Annotated in this window: 20 protein-coding genes and 3 tRNA genes; 5 read left to right on the forward strand and 18 right to left on the reverse strand. The window is 66.2% G+C overall.

The window, feature by feature from the left end; genetic code table 11:
• Positions 1–285 precede the first annotated feature (285 nt).
• On the forward strand, positions 286–783 hold the full coding sequence (locus LK10_RS16985; protein ID WP_043126272.1) for a hypothetical protein: 498 nt from the start codon (positions 286–288) through the stop codon (positions 781–783).
• A gap of 401 nt (positions 784–1,184) precedes the next feature.
• Here LK10_RS16985 and LK10_RS16995 read toward each other — a convergent pair.
• The 13 genes from LK10_RS16995 to LK10_RS17055 all read right to left on the reverse strand — a co-directional run bounded on the left by LK10_RS16995 (position 1,185) and on the right by LK10_RS17055 (position 12,252).
• A tRNA-Ile gene (locus LK10_RS16995) sits at positions 1,185–1,258 on the reverse strand.
• 54 nt (positions 1,259–1,312) lie between these two features.
• Positions 1,313–2,521 carry a glycosyltransferase gene (locus LK10_RS17000; RefSeq protein WP_043126275.1) on the reverse strand — a complete coding sequence of 403 codons (1,209 nt, stop codon included), beginning with the start codon at positions 2,519–2,521 and terminating at the stop codon, positions 1,313–1,315.
• 23 nt (positions 2,522–2,544) lie between these two features.
• A complete protein-coding gene (locus tag LK10_RS17005) occupies positions 2,545–3,462 on the reverse strand; it encodes a DMT family transporter (protein ID WP_043126278.1) in 918 nt (305 codons plus the stop codon).
• Positions 3,462–4,121 (reverse strand): CDP-alcohol phosphatidyltransferase family protein, encoded by a 660-nt coding sequence (locus LK10_RS17010; RefSeq protein ID WP_043126280.1) that lies wholly within the window; start codon positions 4,119–4,121, stop codon positions 3,462–3,464. Before LK10_RS17010 ends, LK10_RS17005 begins: the two co-directional genes overlap by 1 nt.
• Positions 4,122–4,152: 31 nt before the next feature.
• Complete coding sequence (locus LK10_RS17015) at positions 4,153–5,082, reverse strand: phage holin family protein (protein ID WP_043126282.1); 930 nt, start codon at positions 5,080–5,082, stop codon at positions 4,153–4,155.
• A 149-nt stretch (positions 5,083–5,231) separates the two neighbouring features.
• Positions 5,232–5,642, reverse strand: a complete 411-nt coding sequence (locus LK10_RS17020) for a hypothetical protein (protein WP_043126284.1) — start codon at positions 5,640–5,642, stop codon at positions 5,232–5,234.
• A 22-nt stretch (positions 5,643–5,664) separates the two neighbouring features.
• A tRNA-Asn gene (locus LK10_RS17025) sits at positions 5,665–5,740 on the reverse strand.
• A 38-nt stretch (positions 5,741–5,778) separates the two neighbouring features.
• Positions 5,779–5,851 (reverse strand) — tRNA-Asn (locus tag LK10_RS17030).
• A gap of 65 nt (positions 5,852–5,916) precedes the next feature.
• Positions 5,917–7,794 carry a DNA primase gene (gene dnaG, locus LK10_RS17035; RefSeq protein ID WP_043126286.1) on the reverse strand — a complete coding sequence of 626 codons (1,878 nt, stop codon included), beginning with the start codon at positions 7,792–7,794 and terminating at the stop codon, positions 5,917–5,919.
• A gap of 26 nt (positions 7,795–7,820) precedes the next feature.
• Positions 7,821–9,122 (reverse strand): deoxyguanosinetriphosphate triphosphohydrolase, encoded by a 1,302-nt coding sequence (locus LK10_RS17040; RefSeq protein ID WP_081998634.1) that lies wholly within the window; start codon positions 9,120–9,122, stop codon positions 7,821–7,823.
• Positions 9,106–10,299 carry a tRNA dihydrouridine synthase DusB gene (dusB, locus tag LK10_RS17045; RefSeq protein ID WP_231567812.1) on the reverse strand — a complete coding sequence of 398 codons (1,194 nt, stop codon included), beginning with the start codon at positions 10,297–10,299 and terminating at the stop codon, positions 9,106–9,108. The genes LK10_RS17040 and dusB overlap by 17 nt, the downstream gene beginning before the upstream one ends.
• Entirely contained in the window at positions 10,296–11,243 is a 948-nt protein-coding gene (locus LK10_RS17050) for a hypothetical protein (protein WP_156144232.1), read from the reverse strand. The genes dusB and LK10_RS17050 overlap by 4 nt, the downstream gene beginning before the upstream one ends.
• 151 nt (positions 11,244–11,394) lie before the next feature.
• Entirely contained in the window at positions 11,395–12,252 is an 858-nt protein-coding gene (locus LK10_RS17055) for an ATP-grasp domain-containing protein (protein WP_052207505.1), read from the reverse strand.
• 68 nt (positions 12,253–12,320) lie between these two features.
• On the opposite strand from LK10_RS17055, the gene LK10_RS17060 reads away from it, so the two are divergent.
• Positions 12,321–12,968 carry an NADPH-dependent F420 reductase gene (locus LK10_RS17060; RefSeq protein ID WP_043126294.1) on the forward strand — a complete coding sequence of 216 codons (648 nt, stop codon included), beginning with the start codon at positions 12,321–12,323 and terminating at the stop codon, positions 12,966–12,968.
• A gap of 6 nt (positions 12,969–12,974) precedes the next feature.
• On the opposite strand, the gene LK10_RS17065 is transcribed toward LK10_RS17060, so the two are convergent.
• Genes LK10_RS17065 through LK10_RS17075 form a run of 3 tightly spaced genes read right to left on the reverse strand, consistent with a single transcriptional unit; the run spans position 12,975 to position 16,746 of the window.
• On the reverse strand, positions 12,975–14,303 hold the full coding sequence (locus LK10_RS17065) for a YibE/F family protein (protein ID WP_052207506.1): 1,329 nt from the start codon (positions 14,301–14,303) through the stop codon (positions 12,975–12,977).
• 3 nt (positions 14,304–14,306) lie between these two features.
• Complete coding sequence (locus LK10_RS17070; RefSeq protein WP_043126298.1) at positions 14,307–15,308, reverse strand: GNAT family N-acetyltransferase; 1,002 nt, start codon at positions 15,306–15,308, stop codon at positions 14,307–14,309.
• Between the two features lie 52 nt (positions 15,309–15,360).
• A complete protein-coding gene (locus LK10_RS17075) occupies positions 15,361–16,746 on the reverse strand; it encodes a glycine--tRNA ligase (protein ID WP_043126300.1) in 1,386 nt (461 codons plus the stop codon).
• Positions 16,747–16,831: 85 nt separating this feature from the next.
• Here LK10_RS17075 and LK10_RS17080 point away from each other — a divergent pair, with 85 nt between their 5' ends.
• The gene (locus LK10_RS17080) at positions 16,832–17,047 is read left to right on the forward strand and encodes an RNA-binding S4 domain-containing protein (RefSeq protein ID WP_043126301.1); all 216 of its coding nucleotides are present in this window, start codon (positions 16,832–16,834) and stop codon (positions 17,045–17,047) included.
• A gap of 22 nt (positions 17,048–17,069) precedes the next feature.
• Here LK10_RS17080 and LK10_RS17085 read toward each other — a convergent pair whose 3' ends face one another.
• Complete coding sequence (locus tag LK10_RS17085; RefSeq protein ID WP_043126303.1) at positions 17,070–17,759, reverse strand: alpha/beta hydrolase; 690 nt, start codon at positions 17,757–17,759, stop codon at positions 17,070–17,072.
• Between the two features lie 132 nt (positions 17,760–17,891).
• Here LK10_RS17085 and LK10_RS17090 point away from each other — a divergent pair, with 132 nt between their 5' ends.
• The gene (locus LK10_RS17090; protein WP_052207507.1) at positions 17,892–18,776 is read left to right on the forward strand and encodes an SGNH/GDSL hydrolase family protein; all 885 of its coding nucleotides are present in this window, start codon (positions 17,892–17,894) and stop codon (positions 18,774–18,776) included.
• Positions 18,777–18,785: 9 nt separating this feature from the next.
• Positions 18,786–19,367 carry a hypothetical protein gene (locus tag LK10_RS17095; protein WP_043126306.1) on the forward strand — a complete coding sequence of 194 codons (582 nt, stop codon included), beginning with the start codon at positions 18,786–18,788 and terminating at the stop codon, positions 19,365–19,367.
• Between the two features lie 6 nt (positions 19,368–19,373).
• Here LK10_RS17095 and LK10_RS17100 read toward each other — a convergent pair whose 3' ends face one another.
• On the reverse strand, positions 19,374–20,279 hold the full coding sequence (locus tag LK10_RS17100; RefSeq protein ID WP_052207508.1) for an FAD:protein FMN transferase: 906 nt from the start codon (positions 20,277–20,279) through the stop codon (positions 19,374–19,376).
• Between the last annotated feature and the right edge of the window lie 2 nt (positions 20,280–20,281).

Genomic DNA, 20,281 nt, shown 5'->3' on the forward strand with positions numbered 1-20,281 from the left:
CATCCGACGCGCCACCCCCCTTCGGTACGTCCGAGGCCCGCCTGCGTTTCCCATTCAATCGGGAGGGTCCAGCGGCGTCAAGGCAAGGGTAATGCTACAAGAAGCAAAGATAGGCAAAAGTTAGGCGCGAACTCGGCCACTCCTTCTGATAGCAGGTCTTGGGCCGAACGAAAGTTAGGCGGTTGTTAGGCAAACGCAGGGCACATGGGAGCAAACGAGGCCCTGAGCCGCCTAAGATTCAGGGGTTGGCAGGACGGCCTTGCAGGACAAATGGAGGGAGCGTGGATGAGCCAGCAGGACCTTGGGTCGCTGCTCGCCGACGTGAAGGCGAACCGCCACTGGTCGTATGAGGCTATGTCGCGGGCGTGCGGCGGTGTCCCGACGGGCAAACGACTGTTTCAGCTCATCAACTCGCCGCTCAAGAACTTCCCTGACCCAGACACGATCAGGGGCCTCCAACGCGCCACGGGAGTAGGCGCCACGGAAATCGTCATGGCAGCCGCGCGCTCGTTGGGCCTGGACGTAGCCGATTCCGACCCCGATGCCCTGCACATCCCCGGCATTTCGAGCATTCCTGATTCGACGAGAGAAGCCCTGCTCGCCCTCGGGCGAGAAGTCTCGGCCCTCGTCGGCGGGAATCTCGGTGAAGTGAGCGAAGTCAGCGAGGCCAGCGACGAGGCGCTTCCCCGAAACTGGAACTCGCTTGCTGCGTATGAGGGCCCCAAAGAGCATCTCGACCGCGAACGCGCCTGGGCGAAGCGCGGCGAAGAGCCGCAGGTCTAACTAACGAGACCCACTCCTCCGACTGAAAAAGCGCAGGAGAAGGCCCAAGGCTACGAGCCCCAGCCCCAGAAGGACGAAGCCCCCGTACAGGTGGGACTCGTCCTGCGCTGCGGATCGGCACTCGGCCACCCAATCGGTCCCGGGGGGAGCGACGGCGCTGGCTGGCACCGGGCTGTAGGCAGTGGGGAAGGCTGCACCGCAGTGGGGGCCCACCGGCAGCACAAACCCGAGAACCAAGCCGCACAGTGCGAGGGCGGCACCGATCCAAAGGTGCCACCGAGGAAAACCCCTCTGGTCAGCCACCGGCCCTCCCGGTCTCACGCCCCGAGTGCGAACTGCCGCCCGATTCGGTTATTGGTTGCCCACCTGCGGCAACCCTAGACAGGTCCACCTGCAATGTGTAGGGCTACTGGGACTTGAACCCAGGACCAAGGGATTATGAGTCCCCTGCTCTAACCGGCTGAGCTATAGCCCCTCGCCGCACGGCCGGAGCCGTGCGGGCCCCTCCATCCTAGCGTGAAAGCGGAGGTCAGACGTTCTGCGGAACCCCGTCGGCTCCGCGATAGAAGGCCTCGAAAGTGTCCAGCGTGTACTGGATGCTGTGCTTCTGCACCATCTCGTGGCTAACCTTCCCCATGGCGATCCGCTCCGACTCGGGAAGCCTGAGGATCCCGACGAGCTTGCCCGCGAGGTCGTCACTATCGTTGGGTCGGAAGAGGAAGCCGTTCTCGCCGTCGCGTACCAGGTGCGGGAGCGCCATCGCGTCGGCAAGCACGACCGGCGTCGACGCGCTCATTGCCTCAAGCGTCACGAGCGACTGGAGCTCGGCCGTTCCCGGCATGCAGAAGACATCGGCGCGGAGGTAGGCCTCGCGAAGCTCATCATCGGGGACCAGACCGAGGAAACGGACCCGGTCGCCGAGCCCGAGCCGAGCGACTTGGGCATCAAGGCGAGGACGGATCTCGCCGTCGCCCACGATCTCCAAATGGGCGTCGAGCTCTTGGGGAAGCTTCGCTACGGCGTCAATGAGCACATCGATGTTCTTCTCCTCGGCCAGGCGCCCTGCGAAGAGCACCGTCGGCCACGGGTTCTTCGTGAGCTGCTCCTCAGGCCGCAGCTCGTATGCGGGCGAGTCGATGCCGTTCGAGAGTGGGATCACTTCGTGCAGGAAGGCATGATCGCGCATCGCCTTCGCCGCGAGCGGAGTGGGCGTGGTGACTACGTTCGCCTGGCCCATGATCTTCCCCATGTCCTTCCAGGACACACGGCCGATGATGTCCTTGAGCCACTGCGGGAACGGAAGGAACGGGTTGAGGTTCTCCGGCATGAAATGGTTGGTCGCCACGACCCGGATCCCACGCCTGACCGCCTCGTACAGAACATGCTCGCCGATCATGTAGTGGCTCTGGATATGCACCACATCCGGCTGCACCCGATCGAAGAGAAGCGAGATCTCTTTCTTGATCTCCCAGGGGAACACCACCCGGAAATACGGATGGGTCGGCACTGAATGGGAGCGGAGGCGGTGAACTGTCGCCTCCGGCCGGAACTCGCTGAAGCTCTTGCCCTTCTCCGAACGGCTCGACAGCACGTGCACATTGTGGCCCCGCGCGCTCATGCCTTTTGCCAAGCGGTAGCCGAACTGCGCTGCTCCGTTGACATCGGGCGGGTAGGTATCGGCGCCGATCAGGATCGTCAGCGGCTTCTGGCTCTGTGCCTCGAGGTCGGGCAGGGTCACGGATCTCTCTCCTGGTCGGCCGGTCACTGCCCCGGCTCGGCGGAGCCTCGGAGCTCACGGGCCGCTTCGTTCCGTCGGCTCGTGACCTCAGGGTGATGCCGGGACAGGGCAACGACACCCACGATAGCAATGAGAGCGGCAGCAGCCATGGCAATCGACACGACAGGCGGTACATGCGGCCGCAGTTCGTGCAGGATCGTGATGCCGATTGCCACTCCAACCATTGGGTCGATGACGGTAAGCCCTGCGATCACCAGATCGGGTGGTCCGGACGAGTAGGCGTTCTGCACGAACCAGGACCCCAAGCCTCCCGCGGCGGCAATCGCAATGATCGAGTACCACTGCACGTTCAGCAGGAACAAGCCATTCGGGTCAAGGATCTGGCGGCCGATGATCCGTGTGAGCACGGCGACGAACCCGAACAGGACGCCGGCGCCCAGGATGAACACGAAGGCGTTGAGCCGGTGCCGGAAGGCCGCCGCGAGGCCTCCGAATACGCAGATGGCCAAAGCGAGAAGCAGCACGATCGTTAGCTCCTCCCCCGCGGTCACATTGTTGTTCTCCTCGGTGGCGTTCACGGCCAGAAGCACGAAGAGAGCCGAGCCGGTGACGCAGGACGAGATGGCGACGACAGTTGGCCGATTGAGGGTGATGCCCTGGTCCTTCGAGTTCACGACGGTCGTGATGACCAGGGCGATCGCTCCGATCGGCTGCACGACCGTGAGGGGTGCCGTGACGAGGGCCATCATGTTCGAGACCATGCCGAGGCCCAGCAGAAGCAGCCCGAAGAGCCATCGTGGATTGCGCAGGAGCCGCAGGAATCCGTTGGAGCTGAGGCCCAGTCCGCCGGTGTCGAACTTGACGGCGCTTCCCTGCCGCTGGGCACCGAGGGCGAGGAAGAGGGCTCCTAAGAGCGCGAGGACGACGGCGAACCACACCATCAGGGGTGCACCTCGCCCGAGTCGCGTGCATCGCCGTCGTCCTCAGCCCTCCGCACGCTGCGCACGCCTTGGCCCTTTCGCACGATGGCCCAGAAGTAGTTGTAAGCGGCGATCCAATGGCCGACGAGTCCAAACGCCAGGAAGACCCAGGCCAGGACGAGGTAGCCGGTGGCCCCGGCAATCGGCAGCCTTGAGAGGACCAGCAGCGGAGTCCCGAGAAGCAGGAGGGCTGTGCGCACCTTCCCTACGCGGCTCACAGGAAGATCCGGATGATTGCGGAAATAGAACACCGAAGCTGTGCCGAGCACGAGGTCCGGCACCACGAGGGCCAGCAGATACCACCACAGGACCACACCGGCAAGCACTAGCGTCAAGGCGACAGCGAGGAGAGCGAGCCGGTCCGCCGCCGGATCCAGGACCCGGCCCAGCTCGGACATCTGGTTGAAGCGGCGGGCGACGTAGCCGTCTACCCAGTCGGTGCAACCCATGATCGCGAGCACCAGCACCGCCCAGCCGTACTCGCGCGCTCCGAGTACGAGCCACATGAAGAGGGGGACGCCCATGAATCGGACGACCGTCAGGACATTGGGGACAGTGAGTACGCGGTCATGGTGAACCGACGGCCGTCCGGGCCGGGAACCAGCGCCGAACATCCTCATCAGCAGCCCCGTATTGCGGTCTTGGACCGCCTCAGCTCTTCACCAGCTTGCGCAGGAAGACGACGAAGGCCGTGCTCGACACAGCGAACGCAGCGATCGGCGCCCACCGGTCCTTGACGGCATCGCCCATCCGATTCGAGGCCGCGGCATCCTGGGCCCGTTCCTCAGCCGACGGGAGGGCCCGCTGGCCTTGGGACGTCCGAGTCTCGGCCGTCCGAGTCTGAGCCGTCCGGGCAGCATCACGCGCCCTTGCGAAGGCGGCCGCACGAACGCGGAAGAAGGCTGCTCGCGCGTCCTCGGCGAGTCCCTCAGCCTGGCGCTTGACGTCGAGCTCTTCAACGAGCCCATCACGCACATCGAGCATGTGGTCGCGGCGCTTCGCGATACGGTCTCGCAGTTCCGCCTCGCTGGGAGTCGGAGGCTTGACGCGCCCGTGGGCACGGTCCTCGGCTGCCTTCTCCATCTTCGCGCGCGCCGCTGCTGCTTCTTTTTCCGCCTGCGCGCGCTTGTACTGAATAGTCGACGGGTCGAGGACGCGGGGGTCGAAGTCGCGACCGTCCTTGATGATGGCGAGATCGTACCGCAGTCCCCGCACGGCGTCGGCGGGGTAGAGCGGCATCGCCTTCTTGATGCGTCCCATGCCGATGAGCGAGGCGACGAGCAGGATCAGAAGACATGCCGCACCGACGATAAGGGCGGCGAGCCAGCCGGGCATGATCGTTGCGAGGCCGAGGATGGCGGCGACCACGAGCGCGATAACGAGCAGGCCGAGGAAGACCAGGGCAACCGCGAAGAGCGCGGCGCCGATGCCTGCTTGGACGCCCCGGTCCTTGAGCTCGTACTTCGCGAGCGCAATCTCGTCATTGAGCTGGCGGGGTGCCAGCCGCGCTGCCTGGCCCATCAGGTCCGGCAGTGCTGCGAGGCGCGGTCGCCTCCCGGCAACCGTGTGGCGTCCACTCATCGCTGGGCCCCTTCCCCTTCAGCCGTATCTCGGCAGCCAGTTTCTCCGGCGTGACCGCATGGCGGTCCGTCACCAAAGCTACCATTGCCCCCGACCGTCACGGGCCAAGCAAGGAAGGCGTCCGTCAGCGAAGTCGGTGGAGCGATGTTTCAGCCGATGGCGCCGAACGCCGTCTCTGCTACGAGGAACTGCTCCGCAGCCTCGACGGCGGCCGCGAAGGCGTCCACGTCCGTTGCCGAACCTCGAGGACCACGCGGCTGCCACTCGTGCCTAGCGGTCAGCACGGGCTCAAGACCGTCGCCAGGTGGGGCGTAGTAGATGGCGAATCGCTGGACCGGCCAGCCTGCCGGGGTCTCTGGAGCGACGAGAACCGCCGATTTGGCTGCGTAGTTGATCCATTGGGCGATCGGGCGACGATGGTCGCGGACAAACATTCCGTCAGCGTAGTGCTCGGCGGATCCGTCGCCGTAGATCCGCTCGTAACGGACTCGCCAGATCGTCAGCAGAGGCCCTTCGTAGCGGGTCCATCCGGCGGGCAAGTCGACCTTCCGCGCGGCCATGGATCAATGATATTCCGCGGGATGGCTCCCCCGACTGGACTCGAACCAGTAACCCTTCGATTAACAGTCGAATGCTCTGCCAATTGAGCTACGGGGGAATGGGCCGGCCGCCCATTTCGGGCAGCACGGCTCCAAGCTCCCCCGACTGGACTCGAACCAGTAACCCTTCGATTAACAGTCGAATGCTCTGCCAATTGAGCTACGGGGGAAGGCGCAACGCGGTCCAGATTAGCAGGCAGCCGGGGCTGATCGGAAATCGGGTGGGCGGGTCAGGTCAGTCCCGCTGGCGAAGCCTGCGACGCCGCAACTCCAGTTCCATGAGCTCGCGATTGAGACGTTGATGCTCCTCGATGGGGGCGCCCGAGTCCATCCGCTGAAGCTGCCCCATCAGCTCGGCCTTCCGAGCGGTGATCTGGAGCTCGAAAAGCCCAGCGAGGATGTCCCGGCAGTAGCGTTCGAGCGATTCGGGGGTCGATGCCGGCAGCGGTGTCACAGCGAGTTCGGCCAGCAACGGCCACAATGGCTCGGGCGCTTCCCCACGGATCCGTTCGATCCATTGCGCGGCGCTCTCTTTCCCTTCGGGCGAGCGCCCCGCGGCGGCCATGGCAGCATGGACCGCCTGATACGCCGGCGCCGTGAAGCGGGCCTGGCCAAAGTGGTGCCAGGCCTCCTCGTCGAGCGTCTCCGGATACTGGAGAGCCACCTCGAGCGCCTGCCGCTCCATCGTCGCGACCGGGTCCCGAGGATCGGGCCGAAGCGTTCGGGCTGCGGGGAGGCCCGCGCTGGGAGCCCCACCCGAAGCCGGTCCAGCCGACACGGGCGACGGCGCGTGGCGGGCTGCGGCGCCCACCGCACGGGAGACGTCGTCGGGCGCCATGCCCAGCCATTTGGCGAGTTCCCGAGCGTAGGCAGGGCGGATCGCGTGGTCCCGGATCTGGGCGACGACGGGAGCCGCCTCGCGCAAGGCCGAAACGCGTCCCTCGACGGTGTTGAGGTCGTGCTTTCGCAACGTCGCCTGGATTGCGAACTCGAAGAGCGGCCGACGTGACTCGATGAGGGCCTGTACTGCGGCGTCACCCCGATGCTGCCGCAACTCGCACGGGTCCATCCCGCTCGGCTCCACCGCCACGAACGTCTGCGCCACGAACCTCTGGTCCTCTTCGAAGGCCTTGAGCGCTGCCTTCTGCCCAGCGGCGTCACCGTCGAACGTGAAGACCACCTCTCCCCCGGTCCCGTCGTCCGAAAGGAGGCGGCGGGCGATCTTGATGTGCTCGCTTCCGAACGCAGTGCCGCAGCTGGCGACAGCGGTGTCGATTCCGGCGAGGTGGCAGGCCATGACGTCGGTGTAGCCCTCGACCACAACGAGCTGGCGCTTCTTCGCGATGCTGCGCTTCGCGAGGTCGATGCCGTAGAGGACCTGCGATTTCTTGTAGAGCGTCGTCTCGGGGGTGTTCAGGTACTTCGGCCCCTGATCGTCGTCGAACAGGCGCCGCGCACCGAAGCCGATGACGTCCCCCGCAATGTCTTTGATGGGCCAGACGAGACGCCCCCGGAAGCGGTCGTAGATGCCTCTATTGCCCTCCGAAAACATTCCCGTGAGCTTGAGCTCATCGTCTCGGAAGCCCTTGCCGCGCAGATGCTTGAGCAATCCGTCCCAGCCCCGGGGCGCGAAGCCAACGCCGAACTGTTCAGCCACGGTGCGGTCAAAGCCGCGCTCGAAGAGGAACTCGCGACCAGCGGCAGCGGCCGGGGTCAACAGCTGGTCCCGGAAGAATTCGGCGGCGATCTTGTGCGCATCGAGCAGCCGCTGCCGGCGGCCCACTTCTTCGCGACGCGGCCCGGCGCCCTCTTCGTAATGGAGCTCGTAGCCGATCCGGGCTGCGAGCTTCTCAACCGTCTCCGCGAAGCCCGTATGGTCCAGCTTCATGACGAAGCTGATGACGTCCCCGCTCTCGCCACAGCCGAAGCAGTGATACGTGCCCACCTGCGGCCGCACATGGAACGACGGAGTGCGCTCATCGTGAAACGGGCATAATCCCTTCCACGAGCCGATACCGGCGCCCTTGAGCGTGACGTAGCCCTCCACAACCTCGCGGATATCAGTCCGCGAGCGCACCTCTGCGATGTCGTCGGGTTTGATCAGGCCTGCCACTCCACCACCTTAGTTGCTTCTCGCCCCTACCAAAGGCTGGGGAGGCTGCCAACGAGGCGCTCATACCAGGCAAGCGCGGACGCATCGGTCAGCGACGCCACTTGGTCGATGACGACCCGGAGGCGAGCCGAATCATCGGAGGCAGCTCGCCAGTCGGCGGCGAACATTGGCTCAAGATGCCTGTCGTCCGTAGCGCTCAGCGCGGAGACGAGGGAGTGAAGCACCTCCCGCTGGCGCTCGTAGATCGGCTGTCGGTGATCCGTCGTCATGACGAACGTCGTCGCAAGCCCCTTCATGACTGCGATCTCGATGACCGTCTCCTGGGGCACGACGACCTCGCCCGCGTAGCGCGTGAGCGGAGAGTCACCGTACGCTGCGCGCGTGAGCTTGAGCGCGCTGTCGCAGAACCGACCGATGAGCTGGCTCGTCATGTTCTTGAGAGCGGCCATCGCTTTGCGCGAACCGTCCGCCTCGAGAACCCACACGGGCGTCGACTCGAGACGTGCTAGGGCGGCATCGATCTCGCCAGCGTCGCTGTGCGGGAGATACCACTGCTGCGTGTAGCCGATGACCCGAGCCCTGTGATCCGGGTTCGCCATCCAGCGGAGCTGAAACTTTCCCGCCACTATGGCGTCTTCCACGTCATGGACCGAATAGGCGATGTCGTCCGAGAGGTCCATGACCTGAGCCTCGATGCAGCTCCGGCCCGCGGGAGCGCCTTCGCGGATCCACTCGAAGATCTCCAGATCATCCTCGTAGGCCCCGAACTTGCTCGTCCGCTGGCCGTGGACGAGCGGGGCGTCCCGCACGGTCCAGGGGTACTTGCAGGCGGCGTCGAGACTAGCCCTCGTGAGGTTGAGCCCGGCCGGACGTCCATTCGCGTCGAGCACTTTGGGCTCGAGCCGGGTGAGGAGCCGCAACGTCTGAGCGTTGCCCTCGAAGCCGCCGATTCGATGCGCGATCTCGTTGAGGGCGCTTTCGCCGTTGTGCCCGAAAGGCGGGTGCCCTAGGTCGTGGCTGAGGCATGCCGCATCGACGACGTCGGGATCGCACCCGAGGACACGCCCGAGCTCACGTCCCACCTGTGCGACCTCGAGCGAGTGTGTCAGCCGGGTCCGGACGAAGTCGTCGGTGTCCGGCGCGACGACTTGGGTCTTGGCGCCAAGGCGGCGGAGTGCGGAGGAGTGGAGTACCCGCGCGCGATCCCGTTCGAAGTCGCTGCGATAGCTCGTCTTAGGCGGTTCGCTCACCCAGCGACTGCTGTCGTCCTCGGTATAGACGCCCAGCAAGTTCCGCCCGTCCTTGAGGGCCTCAGCCACCGGACACATCCAGCTCGGCGGCGGCGATGTCCCGCGTCTGGTCATTGTTCATCGACCGGCTTTCCAGCCATCGGTCGGGAAGCGCAGGGCGCTTCGGCGAACCTGCCCGGCCGCGTGGTCCTTCAGCGTCGATGCCCGGGTACGGGGCGTCCTCATCGAGCTCGTCGAGGAGACCGCGAAGGACGGCGAGGGTGGGCACCTGAGCGAGCTTGGCCCGAAGCTCGCCGCCCACCGTGTAACCCTTGAAGTACCAGGCGACGTGCTTCCTGATGTCTCGCAGGGCCTTGTCCTCGTCCTCGAAATAGTCCACGAGAAGCTCTGCGTGACGGTAGAAGGCTGCGGCCACTTCCCCAAGTCCGGGCCGGATGCGTTCGGCCCTGCCCTCGAATGCCGCCTGCAGGTCCCCGAAGAGCCACGGGCGCCCTTGGCAACCGCGCCCGACGACGACCCCGTCCACGCCCGTCTCCCGCACCATCCGGATCGCGTCCTCGGCGCTCCAGATGTCGCCGTTGCCGAGGACGGGGATGTCGGGGAGCGCCTCCCGAAGCCGGGCGATGGCGCCCCAGTCTGCCGTGCCGGAGTAGAACTGTGCGCAGGTGCGGCCGTGAAGGGCAACCGCCGCCACTCCCGAATCACGCGCGATGCGGCCCGCCTCGAGGTACGTCAGATGGTCGTCGTCGATGCCCTTGCGCATCTTGATGGTCAAGGGGACATCGCCGCGCTGGGCCTCGCGAACAGCTGTTGTGACGATTGACGTGAAGAGGTCGGTCTTCCATGGAAGAGCTGACCCTCCTCCCCGTTTGGTCACTTTCGGCACCGGACACCCGAAGTTGAGGTCGATGTGGTCGGCCCTGTCCTCCTCGACGATCATCCGGACCGCACGGCCGACGGTCACGGGATCGACACCGTAGAGCTGGACCGAGCGGACCTTCTCGTCGTCGTCGTGCGAAATGATCCGGAGCGACTCCGGGTGCCTCTCGACGAGAGCGCGGGAAGTAACCATCTCCGACACGTAGAGTCCGCCGCCGAACTCCCTGCACAGCCGACGGAAGGCCGTGTTCGTGATGCCTGCCATCGGCGCGAGGACCACGGGCGTCGTGATCGAGAGGCGGCCAAGCCGGAGCGGTGGAAGCTCGAGGCGGGCAGGCGCTGGGGCTTCGGGAAGAGCGGTGGGCACGGCATTCACCCGTCTATTGTGTCAAACGCGGAGATCCCCTCGATGACTCCCTCGGGTGAGACAGGGAGCACCGGGTGGCCGGGACGCCACCAGAACAGCTCCTGAGTGAGCGGAGCGATCTCGTCCTCGCCGAGGATTCCTGCGAGGTTGATGACGCTTCGTGCGTCCTCTACGCTCGCCCCCGGACCGAGGACGTGGATGCCGAGGATCCGATGGGCTGGAGCGCAGAACAGCACTCCTCTGGGGCCGATCTCAAGACCGAGCACGTCCATGAGGCGTTCCGGGTACGCGAGCCATGCAGCCTGTCGCGGATGCTCGGACTCGCACACAAGGACGTTGGCTCCGGAGGGCGAGGTGTAAACAGTGAGCTCGCCGAGCCCGGCTTCGAAGAGGTTGGCTTCGGCGACCTTCCACGCCCTCTCTGCTCCCCCGGCCTTCGAGAGGTGGATGTCAGCGAGGAACGCTGAAGCGTGACTGTGCCGGACGGCGAGAAGGAGCGGCATGTCGCCGAGCCAGCGGGCATAGCTGTAGTCATCCACGAGCCGTGCCTCGGGGATGCGTCCCGGTGCGGAGAAGCGAGGGAAGATCCCCTTGCGCAATTCCTCGCGGCCGAGATGGGGCGGAGCAGCGAGGGCACTTTCGATGAGGTGCCCGACGATGTCCGCCACGAGTCCCGGCCATGCTTCCTCGCCCACGCGACTTGCCTCTCGGGCAATGGTCGCGAATCCAAGAGTCGCCCCCGGGGGCCGGAAAGGACCCCCAGTGATGACGATGTGGCTCTCTCGGTCCCATGCGCGGTAGCCAAGGCCCCGAATTGCGTCGACGCAGTGACTCCTCAGCCGATCGGCGCGCCCGACCGTGAATCCCTCGATGTAGCGGTCCGCGGAATCCGTGTCCGTCTCGTTCGCCCGCGCACTTCTCAGCCTCGCCGCCTTGCCCATGGTCTCCCCCATTTCCCCAGTCCCGGATAGCTCGTCCCCGACATCTCGGCAGTCAGCGGGAGCGTCCCAAGTCACCGTCAGCGGGGGCGTCTCCCCCGCTGCTTCGACGCTAAGGGAACGCCGGGCCCTCCGGCTGTCCAGCGGCGTCGTATGTGGATAACTCCTACAGAAGGCACTCCCGGACGAGGGCGGCGAAATGCTGGGCATTCGAAGGCTCTACGTCGAGGTAGAGGCTCGGCTCGATGAGTTCGAGTTCGCTGACGCACCAGCGGCCTTGCCAGTTCAGAAGGTCCACTCGCGCATAGTCGGGCAAGCGGCCGATGCTCCACGCGGCCGCCTGCACCGCGGCGGCGGCGACGCCAGCCCGGTCCGCATCGAGGGCTACCGCACGTCTCCGGGCGGTCTTGTCCACTTGCGTGACCGGAACACCGCCAAAGACGAATACAGAGGATTCGCCCAGCGTGTGAACAGAAGGGACATGTGGCTGTGCAAGCCATGTCCCGTCGTCGTACGTCCGGCAGCCGCTCTCGTGACATCCGGCGCGCGTCGCGTTCAGGCTCGGGGGAGCATCGAGGACCGTCACGCCGCTCCCGCCTGCGCCAACCCTCGGCTTGACGACGACCGAACCCCAGCGCGCGAAAGATTCGGCGAGACCGGCGCTCACTCGCTCAGGCTGCATCGTCGGCACGATGGGCACGCCAACGCGAGCAAGGTCCAGGAGATACGCCTTGTCCGAGCTCCAAGCCACGGCATCGGCCCCGTTCAGCAGGTGTGTCACGCCTGCGATGCCGCGGGCCCAGCGAAGGAACTCGGGGAGTCGCTCGTGGTAGTCCCATGCGGATCGAATGGCCACGGCGTCCGCCTGCGCCCAGTCAACAGAGGGGTCGTCCCATACGACCCACCGGGCGTCGATGCACTGGGCTTGGAGGGCTTCGACGAGCTTCCCTCCCCCGTTCTCCCCGTCCGGCCTTCCCCGCCACGACGCGAGCAGGAGCGTGGGCCATTCACTATTGAGATTCATTCTCAAAATTTTACTGCCCGAAGCCTGTCCAACGGGAATACTTCGGGTCCTTGGCGGTTGCACCCGTCATGACAACGATTGGATTCATCGGCAGCGGACACATCGGCTCCCAGCTCGCGCGCCTTGCCGTGCGCTCGGGCTATGACGTGGTCGTGAGCAACTCGCGCGGCCCCGAGACCCTCTCCGGGCTCGTGGCCGAGCTCGGATCCCACGCTCGGGCAGCGAGCGCCAGCGAGGCCGCCCGCGCGGCGGACATCGCCGTCGTGACGATCCCGCTCAAGAACCTCGCCAAGGTGCCGGTCGAAGAGCTGGCTGGCAAGATCGTCATCGACACGAACAACTACTACCCGCAACGTGACGGCTCGATCCCTGAGCTGGACTCCGAGCAGACGACGACCGCGGAGCTGCTCCAAGCGCATCTGCCAACGTCGCACGTCGTGAAGGCCTTCAACCACATCTACGCTCGCGATCTCACGGCGGACTCGCTTCCGGCGGGATCGCCCGACCGCCGCGCCCTCTCGATATCGGGCGACGACGAGGGGGCAAAGGCCCAAGTCGCTCGCCTCATCGACGAATTCGGCTTCGACGTGGTCGACGCCGGTCCGCTAGCTGAGGGCTGGCGAATCCAGAGGGACACGCCCGGGTACGGCCCACGGCTCGACAAGGCCGGCCTCGAGAAGGCGCTCGCGTCGGCAAAGCGCTACCGCGACATGTAGCCCACGTCACCTCACGGTTACGGGGGCGGCCGCGGGCGCGAGCCGGGCCGCCCCCGTGGCCTTGACAACCGCCACCGCGACGGCAGTTGTCAGTGGGATCGCGAGGACGAGCCCGATCGAGCCGACAAGCGTCCGGACGACCTCCTCTACGAGTTCCGGCCCGGTGAGCGCCTCAAGCAGCGGGCGGTCGTACAGCATGACGAGCAGGAGCGCCGGGAGGGCTGCACCAACGTAAGCGAACGCGATCGTGTAGACGGTCGAGGCGATGTGGTCGCGGCCGATCCTCAGGGCCGACGAGAACAGGCTGCGCGCGGGCGTGCACGGGGCGAGTTCGTACAGCTCCCAGACCGCGGAGGCCTGGGTGATGGTGACGTCGTTGAGCGCGCCGAGACTGGCTATGACGAGACCGGTCAGGATGATCCCCGAAATCGAGAGCCTGCCTCCGAGGCTCACGAGGGACGCGGCGTCGTGCGAGCCGACGCCGGTCAAGTCGCCGACGTCGACCGCCCATGAGGCAAGGACGGCTGTGACCCCGAGCCCGAAGATCGTCCCGAGCAGCGCGGTGGAAGTCCTGGCCGAGATGCCGTGTGCGAAGTAGAGCACGCCCATCATGATCGCGGTCGAACCCACCAGGGCGAGCAGGAGCGGCGGCCTTCCTTCGACCAGGCCGGGGAGGACGAAGAGGGCCAGCACCGCGTAGGCCCCGGCAAGCCCGACGAGGGCCCGCAGGCCCCGCCACCGGGCCACCGCAATGACGACGACGGCGTACAGTCCAGCGAGCAGCAGGACGGGAACCGTGCGCACGAAGTCGACGAAGACGTACGACGGCGCGGCTGGTGCGCCCGCTGCAGGCGTAGCCGAGGGCGGCTGGAACCGGGAGAGGTTGAGGTACCGGATCCGATCTCCCGCTTTCACGCCATGGGAGACCATGACGTCCGGATTCATCGCGACGTGCACGGGGGCGCCCCCGGCTTCCGGCTGCGTCACGGCGACAGTGCATTGGGAGGCCGGCTGCCCGTTGGCGCACCCCGACTGCCCGACCGTCTGGACGGTACCGATGTCGACCGATACCCCCTCCGCGACGGCATACGGGTTTGAGAGCTTGAGGTCGCCCCGATCGCCCGAGGGCCAAAGGACGATCATCGCCGCAATGGTCGTAAGCCCCAGTGGGACGAGGATCGCTGCGAGGATCCACGTCGCCCGCCGTCGTGCGACCGCCGCGGCGGGCGTGAGCGCATCCTCGCCATGCCCCGCGCCGCCGTGTCCAGCGCTGCCGTGTCCAGCGCTGCCGTGTCCAGCGCTGCCGTGTCCAGCGCTGCCGTGTACAGCGCCCATGCGTCAGTCGCCGAGCACGAGCGTGTCGGGGCCGAGCTGAACTGCTGCCCCTGTTTCCAGAAGGGGATCGACGGAGGCTCGGACCGCCTCCATGGAGTCGTCCACCTCGAGCAGCACCGGGTGCTGGTAGGCGATCAGCGCAAGCAAGCCTCGCACCGCGTCACGTGCATCCCCCGGATCGAGCTCCGCGTTGTGCCCAAGGAAGACCTCGGTGGGTTCTTCGCCGTCGTCGGCCTCGCCAGCGGAGGCTGCCGGGATCGGCGAGGCGTAGCTGACCGCGAAGGCGCGCAGCCTTCCCTTCTTCGTGGCGGGTACGCCTGCGCCGAACGCACTCTGAACCGGAGCGCGCAGCACGACGGCCCCGTGCGCACCAGAGGCATCTGAGAGGAAGAGCTGCTGCGCCTTCCCAACGCTCAGAGGCGCTGGCGGGTCCCACCCGTGCACGGCGGTGTAGTAGCGTGCGACGGCGTCGCTCAGCTCGACCGATCCGGTCGCCAGATCCTGAATGAGCTGAGAGCTCTGCTCCTCAGAGCCATCCCCGAACACGGGGAGCTTGAGGGTGCCGGGGCGGACGACAACGTGGCGCGAGCGTTGCAGCGGGGCGAAACCGCGCGCGACCGCGAATGCCTCCCCCGTCCCGCCGGAGGCCAGTTTGGTCCGAAGCGGCCTTGCGCCCTCTGGGGCCAGCAGCGCGGCCTCTCGGACGCGCCGGAGCAGCTCCGTGCCCACGCCGCGCCCGCGGTGATCCCGCGCGACCTCGACGTAGGCCCACAACCGTTCCGGGTGAAGGGTGCTCTCATAGACCACACCCGCGGCAACGGGGATTCCCTGGTCCTCAGCCACGAGAGAACGGCGCCACACGGTACCCGTCGCCTCGTCACGATCCGCATCCGGAACGAGCTGGCCACGGAACTGCTCCGCAGCCGGCCCTTCGGCATCGCCCCACACCTGTAGGAGCGTCTGGTCGTCGCCCGCGCGCCACGGACGGTAGGTCAGCTCAGCCACGCAGTTCGCCTCGCTCCTCGCCGTTTCGGTTCTTCGCGATCAGTTCGTGGTCTCAGTTCTTCGCAAGACGCTCGAACAGGTAGCCCTGGACCTTGTCGAGGGACACCCGATCCTGGGACATCGTGTCGCGCTCGCGAATGGTCACGGCCTGGTCCTCGAGAGTGTCGAAGTCTACCGTGATGCAGAATGGGGTGCCGACCTCGTCCTGACGGCGGTACCGCCGGCCGATCGCGCCGGCGTCGTCGAAGTCGATATTCCAGTGCTTCCGAAGCTCCGCCGCGAGACCACGGGCCTTCGGGGAAAGGTCCTCGTTGCGGCTGAGTGGCAGGACCGCTGCCTTTACGGGGGCCAGACGGGGGTCGAGGCGCAGCACCGTGCGCTTGTCGACGCCGCCCTTGGTGTTGGGGGCCTCGTCCTCCGAGTAGGCGTCGACAAGGAACGCCATCATCGAGCGCGTGAGGCCGAACGACGGCTCGATCACGTACGGGGTGTAGCGCTCGTTCGTGGTCTGATCGAAGTAGCTCAGCTCGTGGCCAGAGGCCTTCGAGTGGCTGCCGAGGTCGAAGTCCGTCCGGTTGGCGACACCCATGAGCTCGCCCCACTCGTTGCCTTGGAACCCGAAACGGTACTCGATGTCGATCGTGCCCGCAGAGTAGTGGGCGCGCTCGTCCTCGGGCACGTCGAACTTCCGCATGTTGTCCGGGTTGATCCCAAGGTCAACGAACCAGCTCCAGCACGCGTCGACCCAGTGCTTGAACCACTCGTCGGCCTCGGCAGGCGCTGTGAAGTACTCGATCTCCATCTGCTCGAACTCGCGGGTGCGGAAGATGAAGTTGCCCGGGGTGATCTCGTTGCGGAATGCCTTGCCGATCTGGCCGATGCCGAACGGTGGCTTCTTCCGAGAGGCCGTGACGACGTTGTTGAAGTTCACGAAGATGCCCTGCGCCGTCTCGGGCCGCATGTAGTGGAGGCCCTCAGCGTTGTCGACGGGGCCGAGGAAGGTCTTCATGAGGCCTGAGAACATCTGGGGCTCGGTCCATTTGCCCGTGACGCCGCAGTCGGGGCAGGTGATCGATTCCATGCCGTTCTCCGGGTCGCGCCCCTTCTTGGCGACGTACGCCTCGATGAGGTGATCCTGACGGTGGCGCTTGTGGCAGTTGAGGCACTCGACGAGAGGGTCGGTGAACGTCGCCACGTGGCCTGACGCCTCCCACACCTGCTTGGGGAGGATGACGGAGGAGTCGAGGCCCACCATGTCCTCACGGCCGCGGACAAAGGTCTGCCACCACTGCTCCTTGATGTTCTCCTTCAGCTCGACGCCGAGCGGACCGTAGTCCCACGCTGAGCGGGAGCCTCCGTAGATCTCACCCGCCTGGAATACGAATCCGCGGCGCTTGGCCAGGGAGACGATCGCGTCCAGTTGGGATTTGGGTGCCAAAGGAAGTCCTCCGTAGTGATCAGGCCGCTGGGTGCGGTCCGGCAATGTCCTCCAGTCAAGCCTACCGGCGGTTAAAGTGAGTGCCATGCACGATGTCGAAATCCGCGAAGGCACCATCCGTCTGGGACAGCTCCTCAAGCTGGCCTCGCTCGTGGAGGACGGCGTCGAAGCCGCCGAGCTCATTCGCAACGGCCTCGTCAAGGTCAACGGCGACATCGAGGAGCGCCGCGGGCGTCAGCTCGCAGAGGGCGATGTCGTCGAGGTCAACGGCGAGAAGGTCCGCCTGGTAGCCCAGACCTGACGCCCAGACCTGACGCCCGGGCTCAGGCAAGCACCTTGAGCCGCAGGAATTCGGCGACGTGGCCCATTTCGGGGCCGCTGATGCTGTGCCGGATTCCCTCGTAGACGACCTTTGTGAGGTCGACGTGGTCCCGGACCCAGCCGAGGGTGTACGCGACCTTGTCCGGAGTGATGACCGGGTCCGCTTGATCACGGCCCCAGAAGAACGGCACCGTCCCCTTGAGCTCGTCGTCACGAACATAGCCCCATGAACCGGAGCCGTTCTGGGCTGCTGGATCGATCGCGAATCCTGAGAGACCCACGACGGCGGCGAATTCGTCGGGGCGGCGGCGCAGGAGAGTCGTCGCCATCGCCATGCCCATCGAGAATCCGAGGAGCGTGACCGACGGGTGGTCTGAGCGGATTTCGTCGAGCCACCTGAGGACATACTCGCTCGTCGCCTCGACCTGGGCGAGGTCGAAGTCGGCAGCCGCGACGAGCGGGAACCACTGGTAGGCGCCCGGGGCGAGGACCTGCGGCGCACGCAGCGAGACGAGCGTGAATTCCTCGGGAAGAAGCGGGGCCAGGCCCATCAGATCTGCCTCGTTGGCGCCGTACCCGTGCAGGAGCACGACGAGCGGCGTCCCCGCGCGCTCCCCCTCTGGGCGGCTCCAGACGGCATAGGGCTCGGGGTAGCTTTCGATGTAGCGGGAAACAGTCGAGGCCTCAGTCATGACGACCATTCTCGCATGTTATTGAAGCTTCAAGCGTTGACGTTAAAGAGTCAACTATTGCGGGAGGGCACAGACTGCGGTTTATTCGCGTTAACTTCCAAAAGAGGGATCAGCAGCGAAACGAGAAGCGAGATGACTCAGACCAGTCAACGCGAACTTGAACTCATGGACGCCGAGCCGCACCCCTGGCATCGGTATGTCGCTTTGGGCGACTCCTTCACCGAAGGTATCGGCGACCCCAACCCTGACTCGCCAGGCGGGTACCGTGGTTGGGCCGACCGGCTCGCGGAGGAGCTCTCGCGCAGCCAGGAAGACTTTGCCTACGCCAACCTCGCGATTCGCGGCCGACTCCTGCAGCAGATCATCGACGAACAGCTCGAGCCTGCGCTCGCCCTCGCACCCGACCTTGTGACCATCTCGGCAGGCGGAAACGACCTGCTCCGTCCCGGGGCCGATCCCGACCACCTCGCCGTGAAGCTCGACACCGCCGTCGGGCGCCTCGCCGAAAGCGGTGCGACCGTGCTCCTCTTCAACGGCCCCGACGTCGGCTCGACCCCCGTGCTCAGCGCCATCCGTAGCAAGGTTGCCGTCTACAACGAGCATCTCCGGACGATCGCCGCCCGCCACGACGCGATCATCGCGGACATGTGGAGTCTGCGCCAGCTCTCCGACCCGCGCATGTGGGCGAGCGACCGGCTCCATTTCTCGCCCCTTGGACATCACACGATCGCCATCATGGCGCTCGAGGCGCTCAACGTCCCGCACGAACTTTCCCCGATGGAGCCTGCTCCGCTGCCCAACCGTTCGTGGCGATCCGCACGGGCGGAGGACCTCGTGTGGGCGCGTGAGTACTTTGTCCCGTGGGTGATCAGAAGGATCCGTCACAAGTCGAGCGGCGACGGCGTCTCGGCGAAGCGCCCGACGGCGGCACCTGTGTTCGGGATAGGCGTACCCTTGGGCTCGGGCGACGCATTGACGGGCGGCGCGATTCTGAACCACCAAAGTCAGGGAAAGTAGGAGGCGGCCGTGAGCTTCTTCTGGCTGGTCGTCGTCTTCGGCTGGGTGATCCCCATTGTCATCCGGCGAATGAGCCAAGATCCGCGCCGCAGGCAGATTCCACCGCGCGACCGCGGCTACAACCGCTACGGCGGTTATCCCGGAAACCCATACCCACGGGGCTTCCCCGGCATGCAGCCGCCGCCTCAGCAGGGACCGAATCAGCAGGGCAGCCCTCAACAGCCGGAGGGCCCGCCCGTGGGTCCACCACCCGGCGAGAGCGTCCCGCCGCCTCTCGGCGAGGGCGCTTGGTGGCAGCAGCCCATTCCGCCCGGGAGCTTCCCTGGGCAGACGATCCCGGAGCCCTCGCCCGCGGAGGGACAGCCGGCACCGGGACAAAGCGTCCCGGTTCCTCCGCGGCTGCCCGACCAGACCATGTCTGGGCAGACCATGCCCGGGCAGGCCTTCCCCGAACCGCCACCGATGCCGGAGAGTTCGGAACCCCAGGGCTACCGCGCCCGGAAGCTCGCAGAGCTGGACCGGAAGTTCACTGATCAGAAGATTTCGCTCGAGGAGTACATGAAGGCCCGGAACGAGGTCATGCGCGGCTGAGTTGCATCACTCGGCGGGCCAGCCGTTGATCTCCAGCACGCGGCCGTCATCCCGGACGAGCCAAGCGGGGTAGCCCAGAGCGCGGAGCCAGGGCAGAGCGCCCTCACCGCGCACGATTGCAGCCGTGCTCGCCATGTTCGCGCTCACACAGTCCGGGGCCGCGACGGACACGCTACGCCATACGGGTGAAGCCGGAAGAGAGGTCCTCGGGTCGAGGATGTGGTGGAGTTCGAGGGAGCCTGAGCGCCAGCGCCTCTTCTGAGTGCTCGACGTCGCCATGGCCCACCCGCCGGTCAGTCGAACCTGCGTGTGTGGGTCGTCGGGGAGATCCTGGACGAAGACTTCCCAGGCTTCCGGTCCTGCCGTTGCAAGGTCGCCTCCGAGGGAGACCATCACCGATGTGCCGAATCGTTCGTGGAGTTCCCTCGCCGCGAGATCGGCGGCTGCGGCTTTCGCCGTCGCACCCAGATCAAGGGAGACTCCCGGCGGGAGGATGAGCACGCCGTCGTCGATCCGCACGCCTCGCCAGCTTTCGCTCGGCAGGACGCGCTCGGCGATGAGCGGAGCTGATGTGCCGGGCGACAATTGCCTGCATCCGGATGCAGGGCCATATCCGAGGTCAGAAAGTTCGTTCCCCAGCGTGGGCGTGACGTCGCCGTCGCTGCGCTGCGCGACATCGAGCGCCGTTCGGACGAGACCCGCCAGAAGGGGCCCTGCTTGACCTCCCCCGCTGCGCTGGAGGCGGCTCAGCTCCGAGTCCGGGCGGAACCTGCTGCAGGCCTCGTCCACTCGGTCCAGGAACGCCTTGAGGTCTGCCAAGGCTGGCCCCAGCACGCCCTTGTCGGCGACCGCGAGACGGCAAGCACAGGTAAAGGCCTCGAAATCAGCTGAGACCGGCATGTCACGAGCCATTG

It is taken from the genome of Sinomonas humi (assembly GCF_000802235.1).
Classification (GTDB): domain Bacteria; phylum Actinomycetota; class Actinomycetes; order Actinomycetales; family Micrococcaceae; genus Sinomonas; species Sinomonas humi.